A 16,362-nucleotide genomic window follows, 5' to 3' on the forward strand; every position below is an offset into this window, starting at 1 on the left:
GTCTTTTTAAGAAAGGGGGATGAAAGCTAATGATCCTCATCTTTTCTAATTAAAAAGAATCTCTTCTTTTTTACTTTTTAATATTATCTTTAATGATCAGATGTATTTTCAAATAGCGATATAAAAAAATTAGGTGCCACTTCAATTTTCTTATGGAATTTAAAACCAGAAGTTTTGTATAAGTTAATGGCTGGTAGGTTATCTGATCCTGTTGAAACAATTACCTTTTTCTTTTTGGCAATTTCATTTAAAAAATAATTAACTAATTTTCTTGCAATTCCCTGCTTAAAGCAACTAGGATGTACAACCAATCTACATATTTGATATTCATTATCGCCTTCTGAATAGGCCAAAAATCCTTTTAAATCATGTTCAATCACATAACCGATAAAGATTTCTTTGGAATCTCTAATACTTTCGACATTGTCCTTTAATTGTGGTATTCCTTCAAAATTGATTAACTTTGCCTCTACCTTATATGCAGGTAACTGTACATTTAAAATTGAGGTTGCCATTTTTTTATCTTTATTGTCTAATTTAAAAATCAAAATTTTTTTCCTCCTAATCCCCTGACACTTAATCCTGCCCTATTGATAAACCATTTAAGATATAAAAGTTAAATAACTCTGTAATTTTTTTAGGACTTAGTGCTTCATGCTCTTTCTCCCATTCGATTTTAAGTGTTGTATAAAGTCGAAACATTACTAAAGCAGTTATTTCGGGATCACATTCAACAATTTCTTTCTTTGCGATTGCCTCTTCAATTTTTTTCTGTATGTATAGAATGATTGAATGATTCAATCGTTTTAAAGCATCATGTACTATAGTCGTTCCAATTTCTTTTTGTTCCTGAAGTAACTTTATTGTTAATTCATGTTCATTATGAAAGGCAATAAAAACTTCAATCCCTTTATGTGCTTTTTCGATGAATGAGTCTTCATCACGAATGGATTGTTCTGCTAAAAATTTCATTTCAGTAATCAAATTATTGATAATTTCATCAAACAATTCTTCTTTATTTTTAAAGAAAGTATAGATCGTTCCCTTACCAACATTTGCCTGTTTTGCGATTTGACTCATTGTAGTTGCTTTATAGCCAAAGATGGTAAATGACTTTGTGGCAGCTTGTAAAATATTTTGCTTTTTCAAAAAACTCACCTCAAATTCTCTTAATAACCAATTGACCACTTCGAACTTTTGGTCAATATAAAAATCACTTTACCATATTGTTTAACCCTCATCAAACGAATTATTTAACTATTCTAAGAACTAAAAGTAACAAAGCCTGGTGAAATACGCCCCCCTAAAACTGAACACTTTAAAAAAGGAAGAAGCAAGAGCTTCTTCCTTTTCAATGTAAAAAATTGATTTTTATCGGTTTGGATTAGTTGCATCCTTAACATCATTTTTTACATTTCGATACATATGTTTAACATTCTCTTTTGTATCGTATAATACATTTTTAGTGGCATTTGGAACATTATTTGTAATGTTATTTAAATTATTTCTAATTGTTCCATCGAATGTTACATATACTTTTTTACCACTTGTGTATGGTGATAAAGCGTCTTTGATTTTAGATCTAAATGCACTTTCATCAACATTCTTATTTACTAGATCTACTGCAACAAGAACCTGATCACCAACAGCTACCGTGTTTGCTTTGTCTACATTTGACATTTGTTCTACTCGTTTAGAAATTTGGTCCGCAAACTTTCGTTCACCTGCATTCATATTAGTATTTGTACTAATATTTGTATAAGGGACAAGAGGAGCTGTGTTTAAATCATTATTATAACGAACTTGATCCATCGTGTAGTTTCTATTCATATTGTTGACATTTCTTCCATATGTTCCATCATGGATTACGCCATCATTAGAATACTCACTACTTAAACCTTCATTTATACGATCATTTCCGTAGTGATTATTTTTCTTTGTGAAATAATCTTGGTTATTAGGATAGTTTACGTTTTCATAACGATAATTAACAGCATAAGGGTTTGTCGGTCTATTGAAGTTTACTTTTTCATAACCAACATTTCTTTTATGGTCATTCATGGCATTATTGTTTGTTCCACAAGCAGATAATGTTAAAGCTGTTAGCACCGTACCTGTAGCAACGATAAGTCCTTTTTTATTCAATATAAAACCCTCCCTTTAATTACACCCAATTGTAATACTAAAGTTGTATTACAAAGTTAGGTTTACCTTTTTAGGTGGATTTTAAATTGTTAATTGATGGTTTGAAACTCATTTTAAGTAAAAAACGGCTTAAAAGGCTGTTACATTAGAAATTAATTTCGACTCCAATTAATCCCTGTATAGAAATAGTTAAAATAAAAAAAAGACGACTAGAAATTAATCGCCTTTTAAAATAAAATTCTTTATTGTTCATCTTCCTCGAAATATGGCACTCCGTATGAAGATTGATTTTGTGCATAAGGAGTAAATAATTGCGAATTTGGATCAAAATAAGGTTCTGATGCATCACGATACATTGGTGTCGGTCCAGCAGCATACGGTGAAACAACTGGTCCGCCTTGGAACTTTGGATAGTCCATAGCTGGCAATGTTTGTGGGAAGTTTTCATTTGGTCCCATATACGCAGGCAATGTTTGTGGGAAGTTTGCGTTTGGTCCCATATATGCCGGCATTGTTTGTGGGAAGTTTGCGTTTGGTCCCATATATGCTGGCATTGTTGCTGGGAAGTTTTCATTTGGTCCCATATATGCCGGCATTGTTGCTGGGAAGTTTGCGTTTGGTCCCATATATGCTGGTAGTGTTGCTGGGAAGTTTTCATTTGGTCCCATATATGCCGGCATTGTTGCTGGGAAGTTTGCGTTCGGTCCCATATATGCTGGTAGTGTTGCTGGGAAGTTTTCATTTGGTCCCATATATGCCGGCATTGTTGCTGGGAAGTTTTCATTTGGTCCCATATATGCTGGTAATGTTTGTGGGAAGTTTGCGTTCGGCCCCATGTATGCCGGTAATGTTTGAGCTGCATTTGGATTCGGTCCCATATATGCAGGTAGTGTTTGCGCATTATTTACTGGCATTGGTGCTGGTAATGGTGTAGGAACTGGTGCTGGTAATGGCATAGGCATCGCAGTTGGCGGAAGCGGTGCTACTGGTGCTACTGGTGCCACTGGTGCCACTGGCGCTACTGGCGCTACTGGCGCTACCGGCACTCCTCCAGTTGCTCCTGGTGCTTCTCCAGTTACTCCTGTCAGCATCGGCATAGCTCCAAAACTCGGTAATGTTGGTAATGCTCCTCCTTCTCCTCGAGGATAAAATGGGTAGTTAGCGTTTGGTCCCATATACGCTGGTAGTGTTTGCGGTGCATTTGGTCCCATATATGCTGGTAATGTTTGTGGTGCATTTGGTCCCATGTATGCTGGTAATGTTTGTGGTGCATTTGGTCCCATGTATGCTGGTAATGTTTGTGGTGCATTTGGCCCCATATATGCTGGTAGCGTTTGTGGGAAGTTTTCATTTGGTCCCATATATGCTGGTAATGTTTGCGGTGCATTCGGTCCCATATAGGCTGGTAATGTTTGCGGTGCATTCGGTCCCATATAGGCTGGTAATGTTTGCGCCGCATTTGGATTTGGTCCCATATATGCTGGTAATGTTTGGGCTGCATTTGGATTTGGTCCTACATATGCTGGTAGTGTTTGAGCTGCATTTGGATTTGGTCCCATATACGCTGGTAATGTTTGCGGTACATTCGGTCCTGCGTATGCTGGAAGTGTTTGTGGTGCATTCGGCCCCATATATGCTGGCAATGTTTGTGGTGCATTATTTGGCCCCATATATGCTGGTAATGTTTGGGCTTTATTAGTAGCAACTGGTGATACTTGCGCATTTGGTTTTCCTGTTGCCGCTGGTGATACTTGCATATTTGGTTTTCCTGTTGCAGCTGGCGATACTTGCATATTTGGTTTCCCTGTTGATACTGGTGATACTTGCATATTTGGTTTCCCTGTTGCTGCTGGTGATACTTGCATATTCGGCTTTCCTGTTGCTGCTGGTGATACTTGCATATTTGGTTTTCCTGTTGATACTGGTGATACTTGTGCGTTCGGTTTCCCTGTTGCTACAGGTAATACTTGTGCATTTGGTTTTCCTGTTGATACTGGCGATACTTGCACATTCGGTTTTCCTGTTGCTATTGGTGATACTTGCACATTTGGTTTTCCTGTTGCTACTGGTGATACTTGTTGATTTGGTTTCCCTGTTGATACTGGCGATACTTGTTGATTTGGTTTTCCTGTTTCCACAGGAGATACTTGCGGACTTGGTGTTGACGGAGATACCAATGATCCTGGGAAGTAGTTCTTTTTCTCTGACATGCTTTGTCCTCCCTTGGTGTTCACATTTAATTTATTATCATTTATCGGAATTTTAACTGCCACTGGCGAAACAACTTGCGGTATGTTCGCATTTGGTTTTCCAGTTTGAACAGGAGATACTTGTTGATTCGCATTATTCGTCGCAGGTGATACAGTCGGTTTTGCAGGTGGAATAGGTACCTGAATTACAGGTTTTACTGTCGGTGTTACCTCTACATTAATATTTAAATTATTATCAATTGGCTTTGTATTCGGCATGACAGCAGGTTGTGTCTCTGCTACAGGTTGAACTGGTCCTTCTTCTACCTCCAAAGCAACACTTGGCTTTGGCAGCTGTACCTCCTTTTTAGAACCTAATGGAGCTGGTTTTTCGCTCCTTTCTGGCACTTTTATTTTCATGCCAGGATAGATCATATCTGGATTACTTAGTTGGGCATTTAATTTAACTATCTCTTCATAGTCGATGTTATATTTTTGAGCAATGCTCTTAAGGGTATCGCCCTTTATTACTATGTGAATTCTCACCTTTTCCCCTCCTGACCAATTGCCTCTACGTTGGATTGTACATTAGTACCTCACAACAATGTATGTCTGAATATTTGTATTTATGATAGAAGGTATTTTAATTTATGACGAGTAAGCTTGTATAAGTATTTACTTTATTCTTGTTTTTTCTATAAAAAAATCATTTAGCCCAGATTGAACTAAATGATTGTAAATTTTTGATGATATTTTATTTTTAAGCAAGCTCAAGCATTTTATCTAATGCCTTAATTGCATCTTTTGCAGTTTGTTTATCAACTGTAATAATATTTTGGATGTTACCTTTTTCGATATTTTCCAACGACCATAATAAATGTGGTAAATCGATACGATTCATCGTTAAACAAGGGCACATAAATGGATTTAATGAAATGATCTCCTTATCAGGATGATTTTTAATAATTCTTTGAACTAGATTCATCTCAGTTCCAATTGCCCATTTACTTCCTGCAGGAGCAGCTTCAATTTGGTCAATAATATATTTAGTAGATCCATTGTCATCACTTGCTGCTACAACTTCTCTAGAACACTCTGGATGCACAATAATTCTCATATCTGGATGATTTTTTCGTACATTCTCAATATTTTTCACTGTAAAATTCTCATGAACAGAGCAGTGACCTTTCCAAAGTATTACTTTGATGTTATTTAGATCGCCCTCATATTCTAAAGTGTCCGTTATTGGATTCCAAATTGCCATATGCTCTAATGGTACACCTAATTCAAATGCTGTGTTTCTACCTAAATGTTGATCAGGTAGGAACAATATACGTTCTTTTTGTGTGAAAGCCCACGAAACAACCTTTTTAGCATTAGATGATGTTACGGTTGCACCATCATTTCTACCGACAAACGCTTTAATAGCAGCTGTTGAATTAACATATGTTAACGGTAAAATTGTGTCTCCGAATAGCTTCTGTAACTCTACCCATGCACGATCAGTTTGATGGTGATCTGCCATATCTGCCATTGAACAGCCTGCTCTCATATCAGGTAAAATAACAATCTGTTCATCTTCCGTTAAAATATCTGCCGTCTCTGCCATAAAATGTACACCACAGAATACAATATATTTCGCTTTTTTATTATTAGCAGCAACTTGAGCAAGTTGTAGTGAATCTCCAGTCGAATCTGAGAAAACTACAACTTCTTCCTTTTGATAATGATGACCTGGAATGAAAAGAGCATCACCTAATCTCTCTTTTATATCTTTTACTCTTTTTTCCATTTCCTCAGTTGATAATGTATAGTACTCATCAGGAATTTGATATCCTTCATTTTTTTGTATCATATCTAAAACGTTCATTATCCCCACTCCAATCCCTACTTTATTACAAGTAGAAGCTAATATCTAATGCTTTTGCCGAATGTGTTAAACAGCCTAAAGAAATAACATTTACACCACAGTTTTGAAAACTTGCTAAATTATCTAAAGTAATTCCACCAGAAGCTTCCGTTACAATCGTTTCTGGAACAAGCTTAACGAAGTCTTTTATTTCATCTGGCGTACGATTATCAAACATAATGACATCTGCACCAGCTTCAATAGCTTGAAGAACTTGATCTTTGTTTTCAGTCTCAACTTCAATTTTGACCATATGACCTAATTTATTTCGTAATGAATCAACAGCATTTTTAATTGAACCTGCGTAAGCAATATGATTATCTTTAAGCATCACTGCATCATATAAACCGAAACGATGGTTCGCTCCTCCACCACAAGTAACAGCATACTTATCAAACAAACGTAAACCTGGCATCGTTTTTCTTGTATCGACAAGTTTGATTTTCTCGTCGTTTAATGTTTCAACTGCTTTTGAAGTAAGCGTTGCAATCCCACTCATTCGTTGTAAAAGATTAAGCATAACTCTTTCACCTGATAATAACACTTGAACTGGTCCTTCTATTTCTGCAAGTAACTGCCCTGCCTGAACAGATTCACCATCTTTAACGTGTAATGTTACTTTTATATCTTCATGAAGTAATTTATAAGTTATTTCGATTAAATCAGTACCCGCAATTACTCCATCTGCTTTTGCAAGTACTTTTCCAGTTGTTCTTTCATGCATTGGAAAAATATGAATTGAAGATAGATCCCCTTCTCCAATATCCTCAAGTAAAAATTGCTCAATCATTTTTTTAGCTTTTAATGTATTCATGAATTTCTCTCCTCAAATATTAGCTGGTTGATCTATATTTTCTATAAAATGTGAGCCGATGCTTTCTTTTCTTCTTATTGCAGCTTCTGCAACTAGTTTCCCAGTAATTAACATATTGTATCTTTCAATTTCCTCTTTGTTCATTGGACGTGAATCATCTGTTTTAGACTCTAAGAAGTAAGAAAAATAGGTGATTGCTTTATTTAAATCGTCTTCATTTCTTACAATACCGATATACTCCATCATTATTTCTTTAATTTCATCTTTTGTTGGTAACGTTCTAAATCTTGGTATCATGTATTTTGGTGGATTCTCATTTATTTTAGTTAAAGGAAGGTCAGCAATAAATTTCGCAACCTTTTTACCAAACACAATCCCTTCCAATAAAGAATTACTAGCAAGTCGGTTTGCACCATGCACACCTGTACAAGCAACCTCTCCTGCTGCATACAATCCTGGAATTGTTGTTTCTCCATTTGCAGATGTCTTTACCCCACCCATGTGGAAGTGTGCGCCTGGAACAACTGGAATCAATCCTTTTTGTAGATCAATTCCATTATTAAGAAGATTGGCAGTAATTGTTGGGAAACGTTGTTCAAATCCATCAATCATTACGATCGATAAATAGATTTCTTCCCCGTTTTGCATTTCATTAAAAATCGCCCTACTAACAACATCTCTTGGTGCTAAATCTTCAAAAGGATGAATACCTTTCATAATGCGACGACCAGTTTTCGTTATTAAAAAAGCTCCTTCACCTCTAACAGCTTCTGATACTAGACCTTTACATGCCCCATTAATGTAAAGCATGGTAGGATGGAATTGAATAAATTCCAAATCAGCCATCTCACAACCCGCTCGATATGCCATAGCAATTCCATCTCCGGTTATGGCCTTATTATTAGAACTAAATTGATACATTGCTCCAATCCCGCCAGTTGCCAGAAGTGTTGTGTTTGCAAAACAAGATTCTAATTCACCATTTTCATTAAGTATATAAACACCCTTACATTTTCCATCTTGTATGATTAAATCAATAACCATTTCATGTTCAATAATCGTTATTTTATCTTTTATCCGAGCATAAACAGTTTCAACTAAATGCTTTCCAGTAGCATCTCCGCCAGAATGTAAAATTCTATTTTTCCGATGGGCTCCTTCTCTACCAAGATGAAACTGACCTAATTCATCTTTATCAAACTCCATGCCAATAGAAACAAGATCCTTCATAGACGTTGTTCCGTTCTTTACTAGTTCTTCTACTGCTTCTATATTATTTACATTACAACCCGCTTCGAGCGTATCTTGTTTATGAAGTTCCCAAGAATCATCATCAGACATTACAGCTGCAATTCCACCTTGTGCAAGCATCGAATTGCTGTCCCAAATTTTCTTCTTTGTGAATAGAATCACATTTTTAGACTGACAAATTTTCTCAGCAGCCATTAAAGCAGCAATTCCACTGCCAATAATGACAACATCTGCAGTTCGCATAGTTGCCCCCTCCATTTACAGTACATCTATTTAAATTTTATCTTATAGATAAAAAAGCTGTCTTGACACCTATATTTACATATATTTAAACTAATGACAAGAAATTTTTTTTTAATGCGTAAAAAAGGAGACTTTAATTTGATTTATTTAGACTATGCTGCTACAACTCCAATGAGTGAAGAAGCCATTGAGACATTTGTCACTGCCTCTAAAAATTACTTTGGAAATGAGCGAAGTTTACATGATATTGGCTCAAAGGCATCACTATTACTTGAAGCATGCCGCACGCAATTAGCAGGATTTATAAATGCTAGCCCCGCTTCAATTTACTTTACAAGTGGAGGAACTGAATCAAATTTAATTGCTATTCAAACCCTCTTGAAGAGTACAAAAAAAGTCGGAAAACACATATTAACCACAACATTAGAGCATTCTTCAATTAGTAATTATTTAAAAGTACTGGAAGAACAAGGATATGAAGTTTCTTATTTGCCAGTTACAAATAGCGGTATTATCTCATTAGAAGTGATTGAAAATGCAATTCGTGAAGATACTGTATTGGGCATTTTTCAACATGTAAATTCTGAAATTGGAGCAATTCAACCAATTACCGAGATTGCAAATTTATTTAATTCATCAAATATTTTACTACATTGTGATTGTGTACAATCATTTGGAAAAATAGCAATAGATGTCTCAGAATATGAAATTTCTAGTCTTAGTATTTCAGGTCATAAATTATATGGACCAAAAGGGATCGGAGCCCTCTATTTAAATCCTAAATTAACTTGTCAACCTATCTATCCCGGTACATCCCATGAAAGTGGGATTCGTCCTGGTACTGTTAATGTCCCAGCAATTGCATCATTCGTAACAGCAGCTGGTCATATAATAAAAAATCAAGACGAAGAGCAAAAGAGATGTCACTATTTAAAAAATGTTTTAAAATCACAATTACAAGATGTTCAACATCTTGTAAAATTTGAAGGTTCTGATGGAGAGTGTATTCCAAATATAATTGGAATGAGGATCATTGGACTTGAAGGTCAGTTTGTCATGCTTGAATGTAATCGACATCAATTTGCCATTTCAACGGGAAGTGCTTGTGCAATTGGTATGCAGAAACCTTCAGAAACGATGTTAGCAATCGGAAGAGACCCTCATGAAGCAAAACAATTCTTCAGAGTTTCAATCGGGAAACAGACAACAGAAGAAGACTTAGTCAAATTTTCGTCTGTGTTAAAATTAATCATTAATCAAAATTTTTAATCGAGGAAATTAAAATGAATAAAAAACTTTTAGGGGAAGAAAGAAGAAAGAAAGTTTTACAATGGTTAAAGGAGTCTGAGTCGCCCTTATCAGGCAGTTCCTTAGCTAAAAGAGCAAATGTTAGTCGACAAGTTGTTGTAGGTGATATTACACTTTTAAAAGCGAAAAATGAGCCTATACTAGCAACTGCACAAGGTTATATTTATATACATCCTAATAAGGAAACAGACAAAATTAGAAAAGTAATTATTTGTCACCATACAGCTGAAGAAACTCAAAAAGAACTAGTAATATTAGTCGATCACGGTGTTACAGTTAAGGATGTAATGGTGGAACATCCCGTCTATGGATATATCACAGCTCAATTACAAATTGCGAACCGATATGATATAAGCTTATTCCTTCAAAAAATGGGAGAAACTAGCTCTGTCCCACTTTCTAATTTAACGAATGGAACACATCTTCATACGATAGAAGCAGATAGTGAACAGCAACTTGAAAGTGCGATCTTGCAATTAAAAAATGAAGGTTTTTTGGTAGACATGCCATAATTGTAGGTTTAAGTGGATTGAAAAGGTATTGGTAGATTTCTCTAATTCAAACTATAAAGGGGTTGCCTCATGTGTCAGAGTAGGGGACATATGGGCATCCTTTTTTTATTGTAGAGCAGGGGTATCTCAGTCAGACTTTAAATTGTAGTTGATGTTTTCGATCTTGTTGTTGATCATTCCAGCAAGCTTTAATCAATTTTTTAGTCGAAATAGGAATAATTAGAGTAAAATTACTCCTTTATCTTTTAAAGGGTCCTATTTTTGTACAATGTGAAGTCAAAATACCTTTATTAGTAACTTTATCTTATTTGCGATTCTTGGAAATTTATTTGCTGTTTTGCTAAGTTTATTTGTGATTCTCAAATTTTAATTGTGATTGTGTCAATTTTATTTGCGGAGATAGACTTCTTATTTGCAGCCATTTATTTATTCATAAAAAAAAAGAGGGTGCTGGGCACCCTCTTTTTATATAGAAATTTATTAATCGATAAATTCGAATTCGTATTCAGAAATTTTAACGATATCTCCATTTTTCGCGCCACGTTGACGTAGTGCTTCATCAATCCCCATTCCACGCATTTGACGTGCAAATCGACGAATTGACTCTTCACGTTCAAAGTTAGTCATTTTGAATAGTTTTTCAAGCTCTTCACCTTTAACGACGAACGTTCCATCACTTTCACGAGTAATCTCAAAAGTAGGTTCTTCTTTTTGATATTTATATAGAACTCGTAATGGTTTATCTTCCTCTTCGTCATGAAGTGGGAATTCTGGAGTTGTTTCAACTAAATCTGCAACTGTAAATAATAAATCACGTAAACCTTGACGTGTTACCGCAGAAATTGGGAAAATTTGAACTTCATCTCCAACTTGTTCTTTAAACTTAATTAAGTTTTCTTCAGCTTCTGGAATATCCATTTTATTTGCAACGACTACTTGAGGTCGTTCAGTTAAACGTAAATTATATTCTTTTAGCTCTTGATTAATTGTTAAGTAATCATCATATGGGTCTCTGCCTTCAAGACCAGACATATCAATTACATGAACAATTACACGTGTTCTTTCAATATGACGTAGGAATTGATGCCCAAGTCCAACACCTTGATGCGCTCCTTCAATTAACCCTGGTAAATCGGCCATTACAAAACTACGATTATCTTCAGTTTCTACAACACCTAAATTAGGCACAATTGTTGTAAAATGATATTCAGCGATTTTTGGTCTAGCAGAACTCACAACAGAAAGCAATGTTGATTTACCAACACTTGGGAAACCAACTAATCCAACATCAGCTAAAACTTTAAGTTCTAATTTAATGTCTCTTTCCTTACCTGGCTCACCATTTTCAGCTATTTCTGGTGCCGGATTTGCAGGCGTTGCAAATCGACTATTTCCACGGCCTCCACGGCCTCCTCTTGCAATAATAGCTGTTTGACCATCCATTGTAAGGTCAGCTATTAATTCACCTGAATCAGCATCTGTTACGATCGTCCCAGGTGGTACTTTTACAATCATATCTTCTGCATTTTTACCATGTTGATTTTTAGACATACCATGTTGACCACGATCAGCTTTAAAATGACGTTTATAACGGAAATCCATTAATGTTCTTAAGCCTTCATCTACTTTAAATACAACATTAGCTCCTCTACCACCGTCTCCACCAGCAGGGCCACCTTTTGGAACATATTTTTCACGACGGAAGGCTACCATACCGTTTCCACCGTCTCCACCTTTTACATATATCTTGACTTGATCAATAAACATAAATCCACCACTCTTTTATTTTTCCAATTTAAATTCGATACTGCACTCTTCTGTCTCACAAAAATATGACATCATTCTAATTTTTGAGCTGTCATTTGATGATGAAACAATCCACTTCAACATATCTTCTTTCTTTGTTAGTTTACCTCTGAAGTCAAAAAAGAAACTAACTGTTTTATCATTTATTTCAATTGTTAAACTAACAAAATTTTCCTCATAAATATGTACCCAAGATTCTAGTTTTTCTAAAAAATTTTGAATCCATACTGTCATCACTTCGTCTAAATTTTTAAGCGAACATGGTTCTCCTAAAATTTCATAATCTAGTACAATTGTACGAGGCTTCCAGTTATAGGTAATGATAAATTCTGCAAACTCTGGAATTTGTAACGAACAAATTTTAGCTTCATTCAAAGAATCAGCAACAATTTTCGTAATCGTTTCTTCTAGCTGGTCAGATTGACCTGTGGCCATATATCCTTTTATTAATTGAATTCGATTTAACCAATCATGACGTGAATGTCTCAATACCTCTAGAACGTCCCATTTCTCCTGCATTGTATTCTCCTATAGGTTTACATTTTTGGTATTTATGAAGGTAATAAAAAAAGTTAGACTCGGCAATTTGATAGATCATTTTGAAAGTCTCAAACTAGTGTGTAGCTTGTAAAATGCCGAGTCCTTGGAGCATATTGTTTGAGAGGTTGCTATAACAACACTTTTTTATGTTGAATAGTAATTTATTATAAATAAAAATGTCTTAAGTACAGAAAAACTCTAACCTAAAAGGTTAGAGTTTCTAAGTTAGTTTCTTAAGCTTCTTGAGCTACAGGGTATACACTTACTTGTTTGCGGTCACGGCCTAAACGTTCGAATTTAACTACGCCATCAACCTTCGCAAATAATGTGTCATCTCCACCACGACCAACGTTTACACCTGGATAAATCTTAGTGCCGCGTTGACGGTAAAGAATTGAACCACCAGTTACGAATTGTCCATCAGCACGTTTAGCGCCAAGACGTTTTGACATTGAGTCACGACCGTTTTTTGTAGAACCTACTCCCTTTTTAGAAGCAAATAACTGAAGATTTAATTTTAACATGGTTACACCTCCTGTTTTACTCGTTTATAGTGACATAGTCACCGTAACTTGCAGCGATAGTTTGTAAAGATACGATCATCGCTTCAAGGATAAGTTGCGCTTTTTGCATATTATCTTCATTTAAATCAATCGGTAATTGATACTTCAAGAAACCTTTCTTATCATCAATTACTGTATTTAATTCGGAATCTATACGACAAATTGCTTCCAAAGCATTTACAGTTCCTACTGAAACTGCTGATATACCGGCACAAACAATGTCAGTCCCAGCATCAGAAAAAAATGCATGTCCACTTATTTTAAAGGAACCTATACGTCCATCTTTTAAACGTTCAATTGTTATTTTAGTCATTACTTAAAATTAAGCGTTGATTTTTTCGATAACAACTTTAGTGTAAGGTTGACGATGACCTTGCTTACGACGGTAGTTCTTTTTAGATTTGTATTTGAATACAAGAATCTTTTTAGCTTTACCGTTCTTTTCAACTTTTGCAGTTACAGTAGCTCCTTCAACAGTTGGGCTACCAACTTTGATGTTTTCGCCACCTACGAATAAAACTTTGTCGAATGTTACAGTTTCACCTGCGTTAGTATCAAGTTTTTCGATGTAGATTGCTTGACCTTCTTCAACTTTGATTTGTTTACCACCAGTTTCAATAATTGCGTACATAATTGCACCTCCTCAATAGTCTAAGACTCGCCACCAATAGGCATGCTAAAAATAGCAATTTAATACCTATTATGCGCGGTTGTAGCACGGGTGCGCTACAAACAATAACATTATGATGTTACCACGGGGCATGTCGAATGTCAACAACTACTTCAGTTAATGACTGTTTCTAAATAGCTTGTTATTTCCTTGGTCGTACCAGTTCTAACTATATTATAAAATGGTGTTTTTGAAGATATAATTTTTAAACAGATTTTTATAAACATTGCTTTTTCTAATCTTTGTACATGATTATTCTGATCTCCATTTAACGCTTTTGCGACATCCTCACTACATTCAACAAGTAAAGCCTCAATATCACGACTTGTTGAGAGCTCCCAAAGCGCTCTTTCTAACTCAAAAACAGTCTGAACTGTGTTTTTTACAAGCCCACTCCCATTACACTCAGGGCACTTTTGATGTGTTGCTTCGATATGTGAATGAGCAGTTCTTTTACGTGTTAGTTCAAATAAACCAAGATCAGAAAATCCAAATAGCTTTGTATATGCTCGATCATTTTTAAAGGCTTCCTTTAATTGATCGCCTATATTTTTTTGCTGTTCAACGGACTTCATATTTATAAAATCAATAATAATCATTCCACCAATATCACGAAGCCTTAATTGGCGAACAATCTCAATTGCAGCTAATTGATTTGTATGATAAACAGTTTCTTCACGATTATTTTTCCCGCTAAATTTACCTGTATTTACATCGATCACTGTCATAGCTTCAGTTTGCTCGATTAGTAGAAATGAACCATTTTTTAACCATACAATTTGTTTAAAAGATTTCTCTATTTGTTCTTCAATTTTAAATGCCACAAAAATATTTTCATTTCCTCTATAACTAATTATTTGAAGATCTTCAGGCAAATAATTTTTATAAGCAGCTAAATCATCAATGATTAATTCACTGATTGTATCTTTAGGATGTAATTTAAAAAACTTAGTAAACAAGGAATTCGCTTCCCATACACATGTGATTTTTTTAAAGCTTTGATTTTTTAATGAATCATAAAATGTTTGAAAGCCTTTTAACTCATTTAAAATCACATCTGATTCAGCATTTTCACATGAAGATCTGAAAATTAGCCCCTCATTCTCACTAGTGTAATCTCGGCCTAATGAGTATAATTTATTTCGTTTCGATTCTTTTTTTATTTTATTTGAAACAGCAACTTGTTTTGTAAGAGGGAAATATACAACGTAATCACCAGAGAACTCAAGATTATTTGTAAGCTTAGGACCTTTCTCATCAAACGCATCTTTTATTACTTGTACCAAAATATATTGTCCTTTTTGGAACTTTTTTCTTATTAATTCGTCTTTATTGATTTCAGATTCTTTACCCTCGATTGTATCTTCGAATCTCATAAAACCATTTTTATTTAAACCAATATTTACAAAAATTGCATTTAATTTCGGCATTACTTCTTGGATTTGTCCTACATATATATTTCCTACATATGTATTTTGGTCTGCAGAAGAAAACCATTCAACTAGCTGGTCATTTTCAGTTACAGCAATTCTTTTCTCTGAATGTTTTACATTCATAATAACTTTCTTCAAATTCATCTTCCTAACTATGTATAGTATCTATCACATTTTATTCATTTAAATAGAAAAAAGCTAGTTAATACAATTTGATTAGTTAGTCTACTCACATGAATATTAATTGAATATTATATTAAGATTTCTCTTACTTTCTTCTTTAAAGAAACGTTATTTTACCCTTTCTTTTACTTAATCTCGATTTAGATAGGAGCGATTATATGGATATAATTCTATCAATTCTTATTCCAACCGTCCCCGAAAGAATGGGGTATTTAAATAAAATTATTAATGAATTAGATAAACAAAGTAAAACATATCCAGTTGAAATATTAGTACTTTTAGAAAATAAAAAAAGAAGCATTGGTGAAAAAAGAAATGTTCTAATTGAGTAAGCAAAAGGAGATTATGTAGTTTTTATAGATGACGATGATCGGATAGAACCAAATTATATCGAATTATTGTGCTTAGCAATCAACGAAACGCCAAATGTTGACTGTATTGTATTTGACGTTTTAGTAAATTTTAATAACCAATTTTCTAAAGTTTGTAAATATGGGAAAGAGTTTGCACATGGGGAAGATGGAAATTATTATTATCGAAAACCAAATCATTTAATGTGCTATTCAAAAAAGATTGCTTCGGCACATAAATTTCTTAATATCAGTTTTGGAGAAGACGATGAATGGGGCAGACGAGTTTCAAACGATATAATCATTCAGAAAAGGATCCCTTCTATATTGTATTACTATGACTATATTCCAAAAGACTCCTCGTGGTATGTATAGTAAGAATTAAATATATTTAATTAAAAAATGGCCTCACCTAGAGACCATCTTTTTTTGTTTGCTATTGGACT

General features: G+C 34.6%; 16 protein-coding genes, 1 pseudogene and 1 other annotated feature. Of the genes and pseudogenes, 4 read left to right on the plus strand and 13 right to left on the minus strand.

The window, feature by feature from the left end; genetic code table 11:
• Positions 1-89: 89 nt before the first annotated feature.
• The 7 genes from ABEY15_RS11045 to nadB all read right to left on the minus strand — a co-directional run bounded on the left by ABEY15_RS11045 (position 90) and on the right by nadB (position 8,551).
• Positions 90-548 carry a GNAT family N-acetyltransferase gene (locus ABEY15_RS11045; RefSeq protein WP_429890140.1) on the minus strand — a complete coding sequence of 153 codons (459 nt, stop codon included), beginning with the start codon at positions 546-548 and terminating at the stop codon, positions 90-92.
• 28 nt (positions 549-576) lie between these two features.
• Positions 577-1,158 carry a TetR/AcrR family transcriptional regulator gene (locus ABEY15_RS11050; protein WP_429890141.1) on the minus strand — a complete coding sequence of 194 codons (582 nt, stop codon included), beginning with the start codon at positions 1,156-1,158 and terminating at the stop codon, positions 577-579.
• Between the two features lie 213 nt (positions 1,159-1,371).
• Positions 1,372-2,145 carry a YhcN/YlaJ family sporulation lipoprotein gene (locus ABEY15_RS11055; RefSeq protein ID WP_429890142.1) on the minus strand — a complete coding sequence of 258 codons (774 nt, stop codon included), beginning with the start codon at positions 2,143-2,145 and terminating at the stop codon, positions 1,372-1,374.
• 242 nt (positions 2,146-2,387) lie between these two features.
• On the minus strand, positions 2,388-4,880 hold the full coding sequence (locus ABEY15_RS11060) for a LysM peptidoglycan-binding domain-containing protein (RefSeq protein WP_429890143.1): 2,493 nt from the start codon (positions 4,878-4,880) through the stop codon (positions 2,388-2,390).
• A gap of 214 nt (positions 4,881-5,094) precedes the next feature.
• Positions 5,095-6,204: a quinolinate synthase NadA gene (gene nadA / locus ABEY15_RS11065; RefSeq protein ID WP_025569222.1), complete on the minus strand. Its 1,110-nt coding sequence runs from the start codon at positions 6,202-6,204 to the stop codon at positions 5,095-5,097.
• Between the two features lie 25 nt (positions 6,205-6,229).
• On the minus strand, positions 6,230-7,057 hold the full coding sequence (gene nadC / locus ABEY15_RS11070; RefSeq protein ID WP_429890144.1) for a carboxylating nicotinate-nucleotide diphosphorylase: 828 nt from the start codon (positions 7,055-7,057) through the stop codon (positions 6,230-6,232).
• 12 nt (positions 7,058-7,069) lie between these two features.
• Complete coding sequence (nadB, locus tag ABEY15_RS11075; RefSeq protein ID WP_429890145.1) at positions 7,070-8,551, minus strand: L-aspartate oxidase; 1,482 nt, start codon at positions 8,549-8,551, stop codon at positions 7,070-7,072.
• A 138-nt stretch (positions 8,552-8,689) separates the two neighbouring features.
• Here nadB and ABEY15_RS11080 point away from each other — a divergent pair, with 138 nt between their 5' ends.
• Positions 8,690-9,820 (plus strand): IscS subfamily cysteine desulfurase, encoded by a 1,131-nt coding sequence (locus tag ABEY15_RS11080; RefSeq protein ID WP_429890146.1) that lies wholly within the window; start codon positions 8,690-8,692, stop codon positions 9,818-9,820.
• Between the two features lie 8 nt (positions 9,821-9,828).
• Entirely contained in the window at positions 9,829-10,371 is a 543-nt protein-coding gene (locus ABEY15_RS11085) for a transcription repressor NadR (RefSeq protein ID WP_429890220.1), read from the plus strand.
• A 480-nt stretch (positions 10,372-10,851) separates the two neighbouring features.
• Here the strand turns inward: ABEY15_RS11085 and obgE are convergent, their stop codons facing one another.
• The 6 genes from obgE to ABEY15_RS11115 all read right to left on the minus strand — a co-directional run bounded on the left by obgE (position 10,852) and on the right by ABEY15_RS11115 (position 15,521).
• Entirely contained in the window at positions 10,852-12,138 is a 1,287-nt protein-coding gene (gene obgE, locus ABEY15_RS11090) for a GTPase ObgE (RefSeq protein WP_429890147.1), read from the minus strand.
• A gap of 15 nt (positions 12,139-12,153) precedes the next feature.
• Entirely contained in the window at positions 12,154-12,696 is a 543-nt protein-coding gene (locus tag ABEY15_RS11095; RefSeq protein WP_056472579.1) for a Spo0B C-terminal domain-containing protein, read from the minus strand.
• A gap of 254 nt (positions 12,697-12,950) precedes the next feature.
• A complete protein-coding gene (gene rpmA, locus ABEY15_RS11100; protein ID WP_025672162.1) occupies positions 12,951-13,241 on the minus strand; it encodes a 50S ribosomal protein L27 in 291 nt (96 codons plus the stop codon).
• A 16-nt stretch (positions 13,242-13,257) separates the two neighbouring features.
• Positions 13,258-13,593 carry a ribosomal-processing cysteine protease Prp gene (locus tag ABEY15_RS11105; protein ID WP_429890148.1) on the minus strand — a complete coding sequence of 112 codons (336 nt, stop codon included), beginning with the start codon at positions 13,591-13,593 and terminating at the stop codon, positions 13,258-13,260.
• A 9-nt stretch (positions 13,594-13,602) separates the two neighbouring features.
• Complete coding sequence (gene rplU, locus ABEY15_RS11110) at positions 13,603-13,911, minus strand: 50S ribosomal protein L21 (protein ID WP_025672164.1); 309 nt, start codon at positions 13,909-13,911, stop codon at positions 13,603-13,605.
• A 13-nt stretch (positions 13,912-13,924) separates the two neighbouring features.
• Positions 13,925-14,002: a sequence feature (ribosomal protein L21 leader region), on the minus strand.
• A 61-nt stretch (positions 14,003-14,063) separates the two neighbouring features.
• Positions 14,064-15,521: an Rne/Rng family ribonuclease gene (locus tag ABEY15_RS11115; RefSeq protein ID WP_429890149.1), complete on the minus strand. Its 1,458-nt coding sequence runs from the start codon at positions 15,519-15,521 to the stop codon at positions 14,064-14,066.
• A 203-nt stretch (positions 15,522-15,724) separates the two neighbouring features.
• Here ABEY15_RS11115 and ABEY15_RS11120 point away from each other — a divergent pair, with 203 nt between their 5' ends.
• Together ABEY15_RS11120 and ABEY15_RS11125 are read left to right on the plus strand one after the other, a co-directional pair.
• The gene (locus tag ABEY15_RS11120; protein ID WP_429890150.1) at positions 15,725-15,898 is read left to right on the plus strand and encodes a hypothetical protein; all 174 of its coding nucleotides are present in this window, start codon (positions 15,725-15,727) and stop codon (positions 15,896-15,898) included.
• Positions 15,899-15,910: 12 nt separating this feature from the next.
• Positions 15,911-16,291: pseudogene (locus ABEY15_RS11125) on the plus strand (glycosyltransferase family A protein); the annotation flags it as partial.
• Positions 16,292-16,362: the final 71 nt, after the last annotated feature.

It is taken from the genome of Gottfriedia acidiceleris (genome assembly GCF_050457485.1).
GTDB lineage: Bacteria > Bacillota > Bacilli > Bacillales > Bacillaceae_G > Gottfriedia > Gottfriedia acidiceleris_D.

What these genes read in the sequence shown, in the direction of transcription:
- nadA (WP_025569222.1), bottom strand. Translation starts at nt 6,204, where the DNA reads ATGAACGTTTTAGATATGATACAAAAAAATGAAGGATATCAAATTCCT.
- nadC (WP_429890144.1), bottom strand. Translation starts at nt 7,057, where the DNA reads ATGAATACATTAAAAGCTAAAAAAATGATTGAGCAATTTTTACTTGAG.
- nadB (WP_429890145.1), bottom strand. Translation starts at nt 8,551, where the DNA reads ATGCGAACTGCAGATGTTGTCATTATTGGCAGTGGAATTGCTGCTTTA.
- obgE (WP_429890147.1), bottom strand. Translation starts at nt 12,138, where the DNA reads ATGTTTATTGATCAAGTCAAGATATATGTAAAAGGTGGAGACGGTGGA.
- ABEY15_RS11095 (WP_056472579.1), bottom strand. Translation starts at nt 12,696, where the DNA reads ATGCAGGAGAAATGGGACGTTCTAGAGGTATTGAGACATTCACGTCAT.
- rpmA (WP_025672162.1), bottom strand. Translation starts at nt 13,241, where the DNA reads ATGTTAAAATTAAATCTTCAGTTATTTGCTTCTAAAAAGGGAGTAGGT.
- ABEY15_RS11105 (WP_429890148.1), bottom strand. Translation starts at nt 13,593, where the DNA reads ATGACTAAAATAACAATTGAACGTTTAAAAGATGGACGTATAGGTTCC.
- rplU (WP_025672164.1), bottom strand. Translation starts at nt 13,911, where the DNA reads ATGTACGCAATTATTGAAACTGGTGGTAAACAAATCAAAGTTGAAGAA.
- ABEY15_RS11120 (WP_429890150.1), top strand. Translation starts at nt 15,725, where the DNA reads ATGGATATAATTCTATCAATTCTTATTCCAACCGTCCCCGAAAGAATG.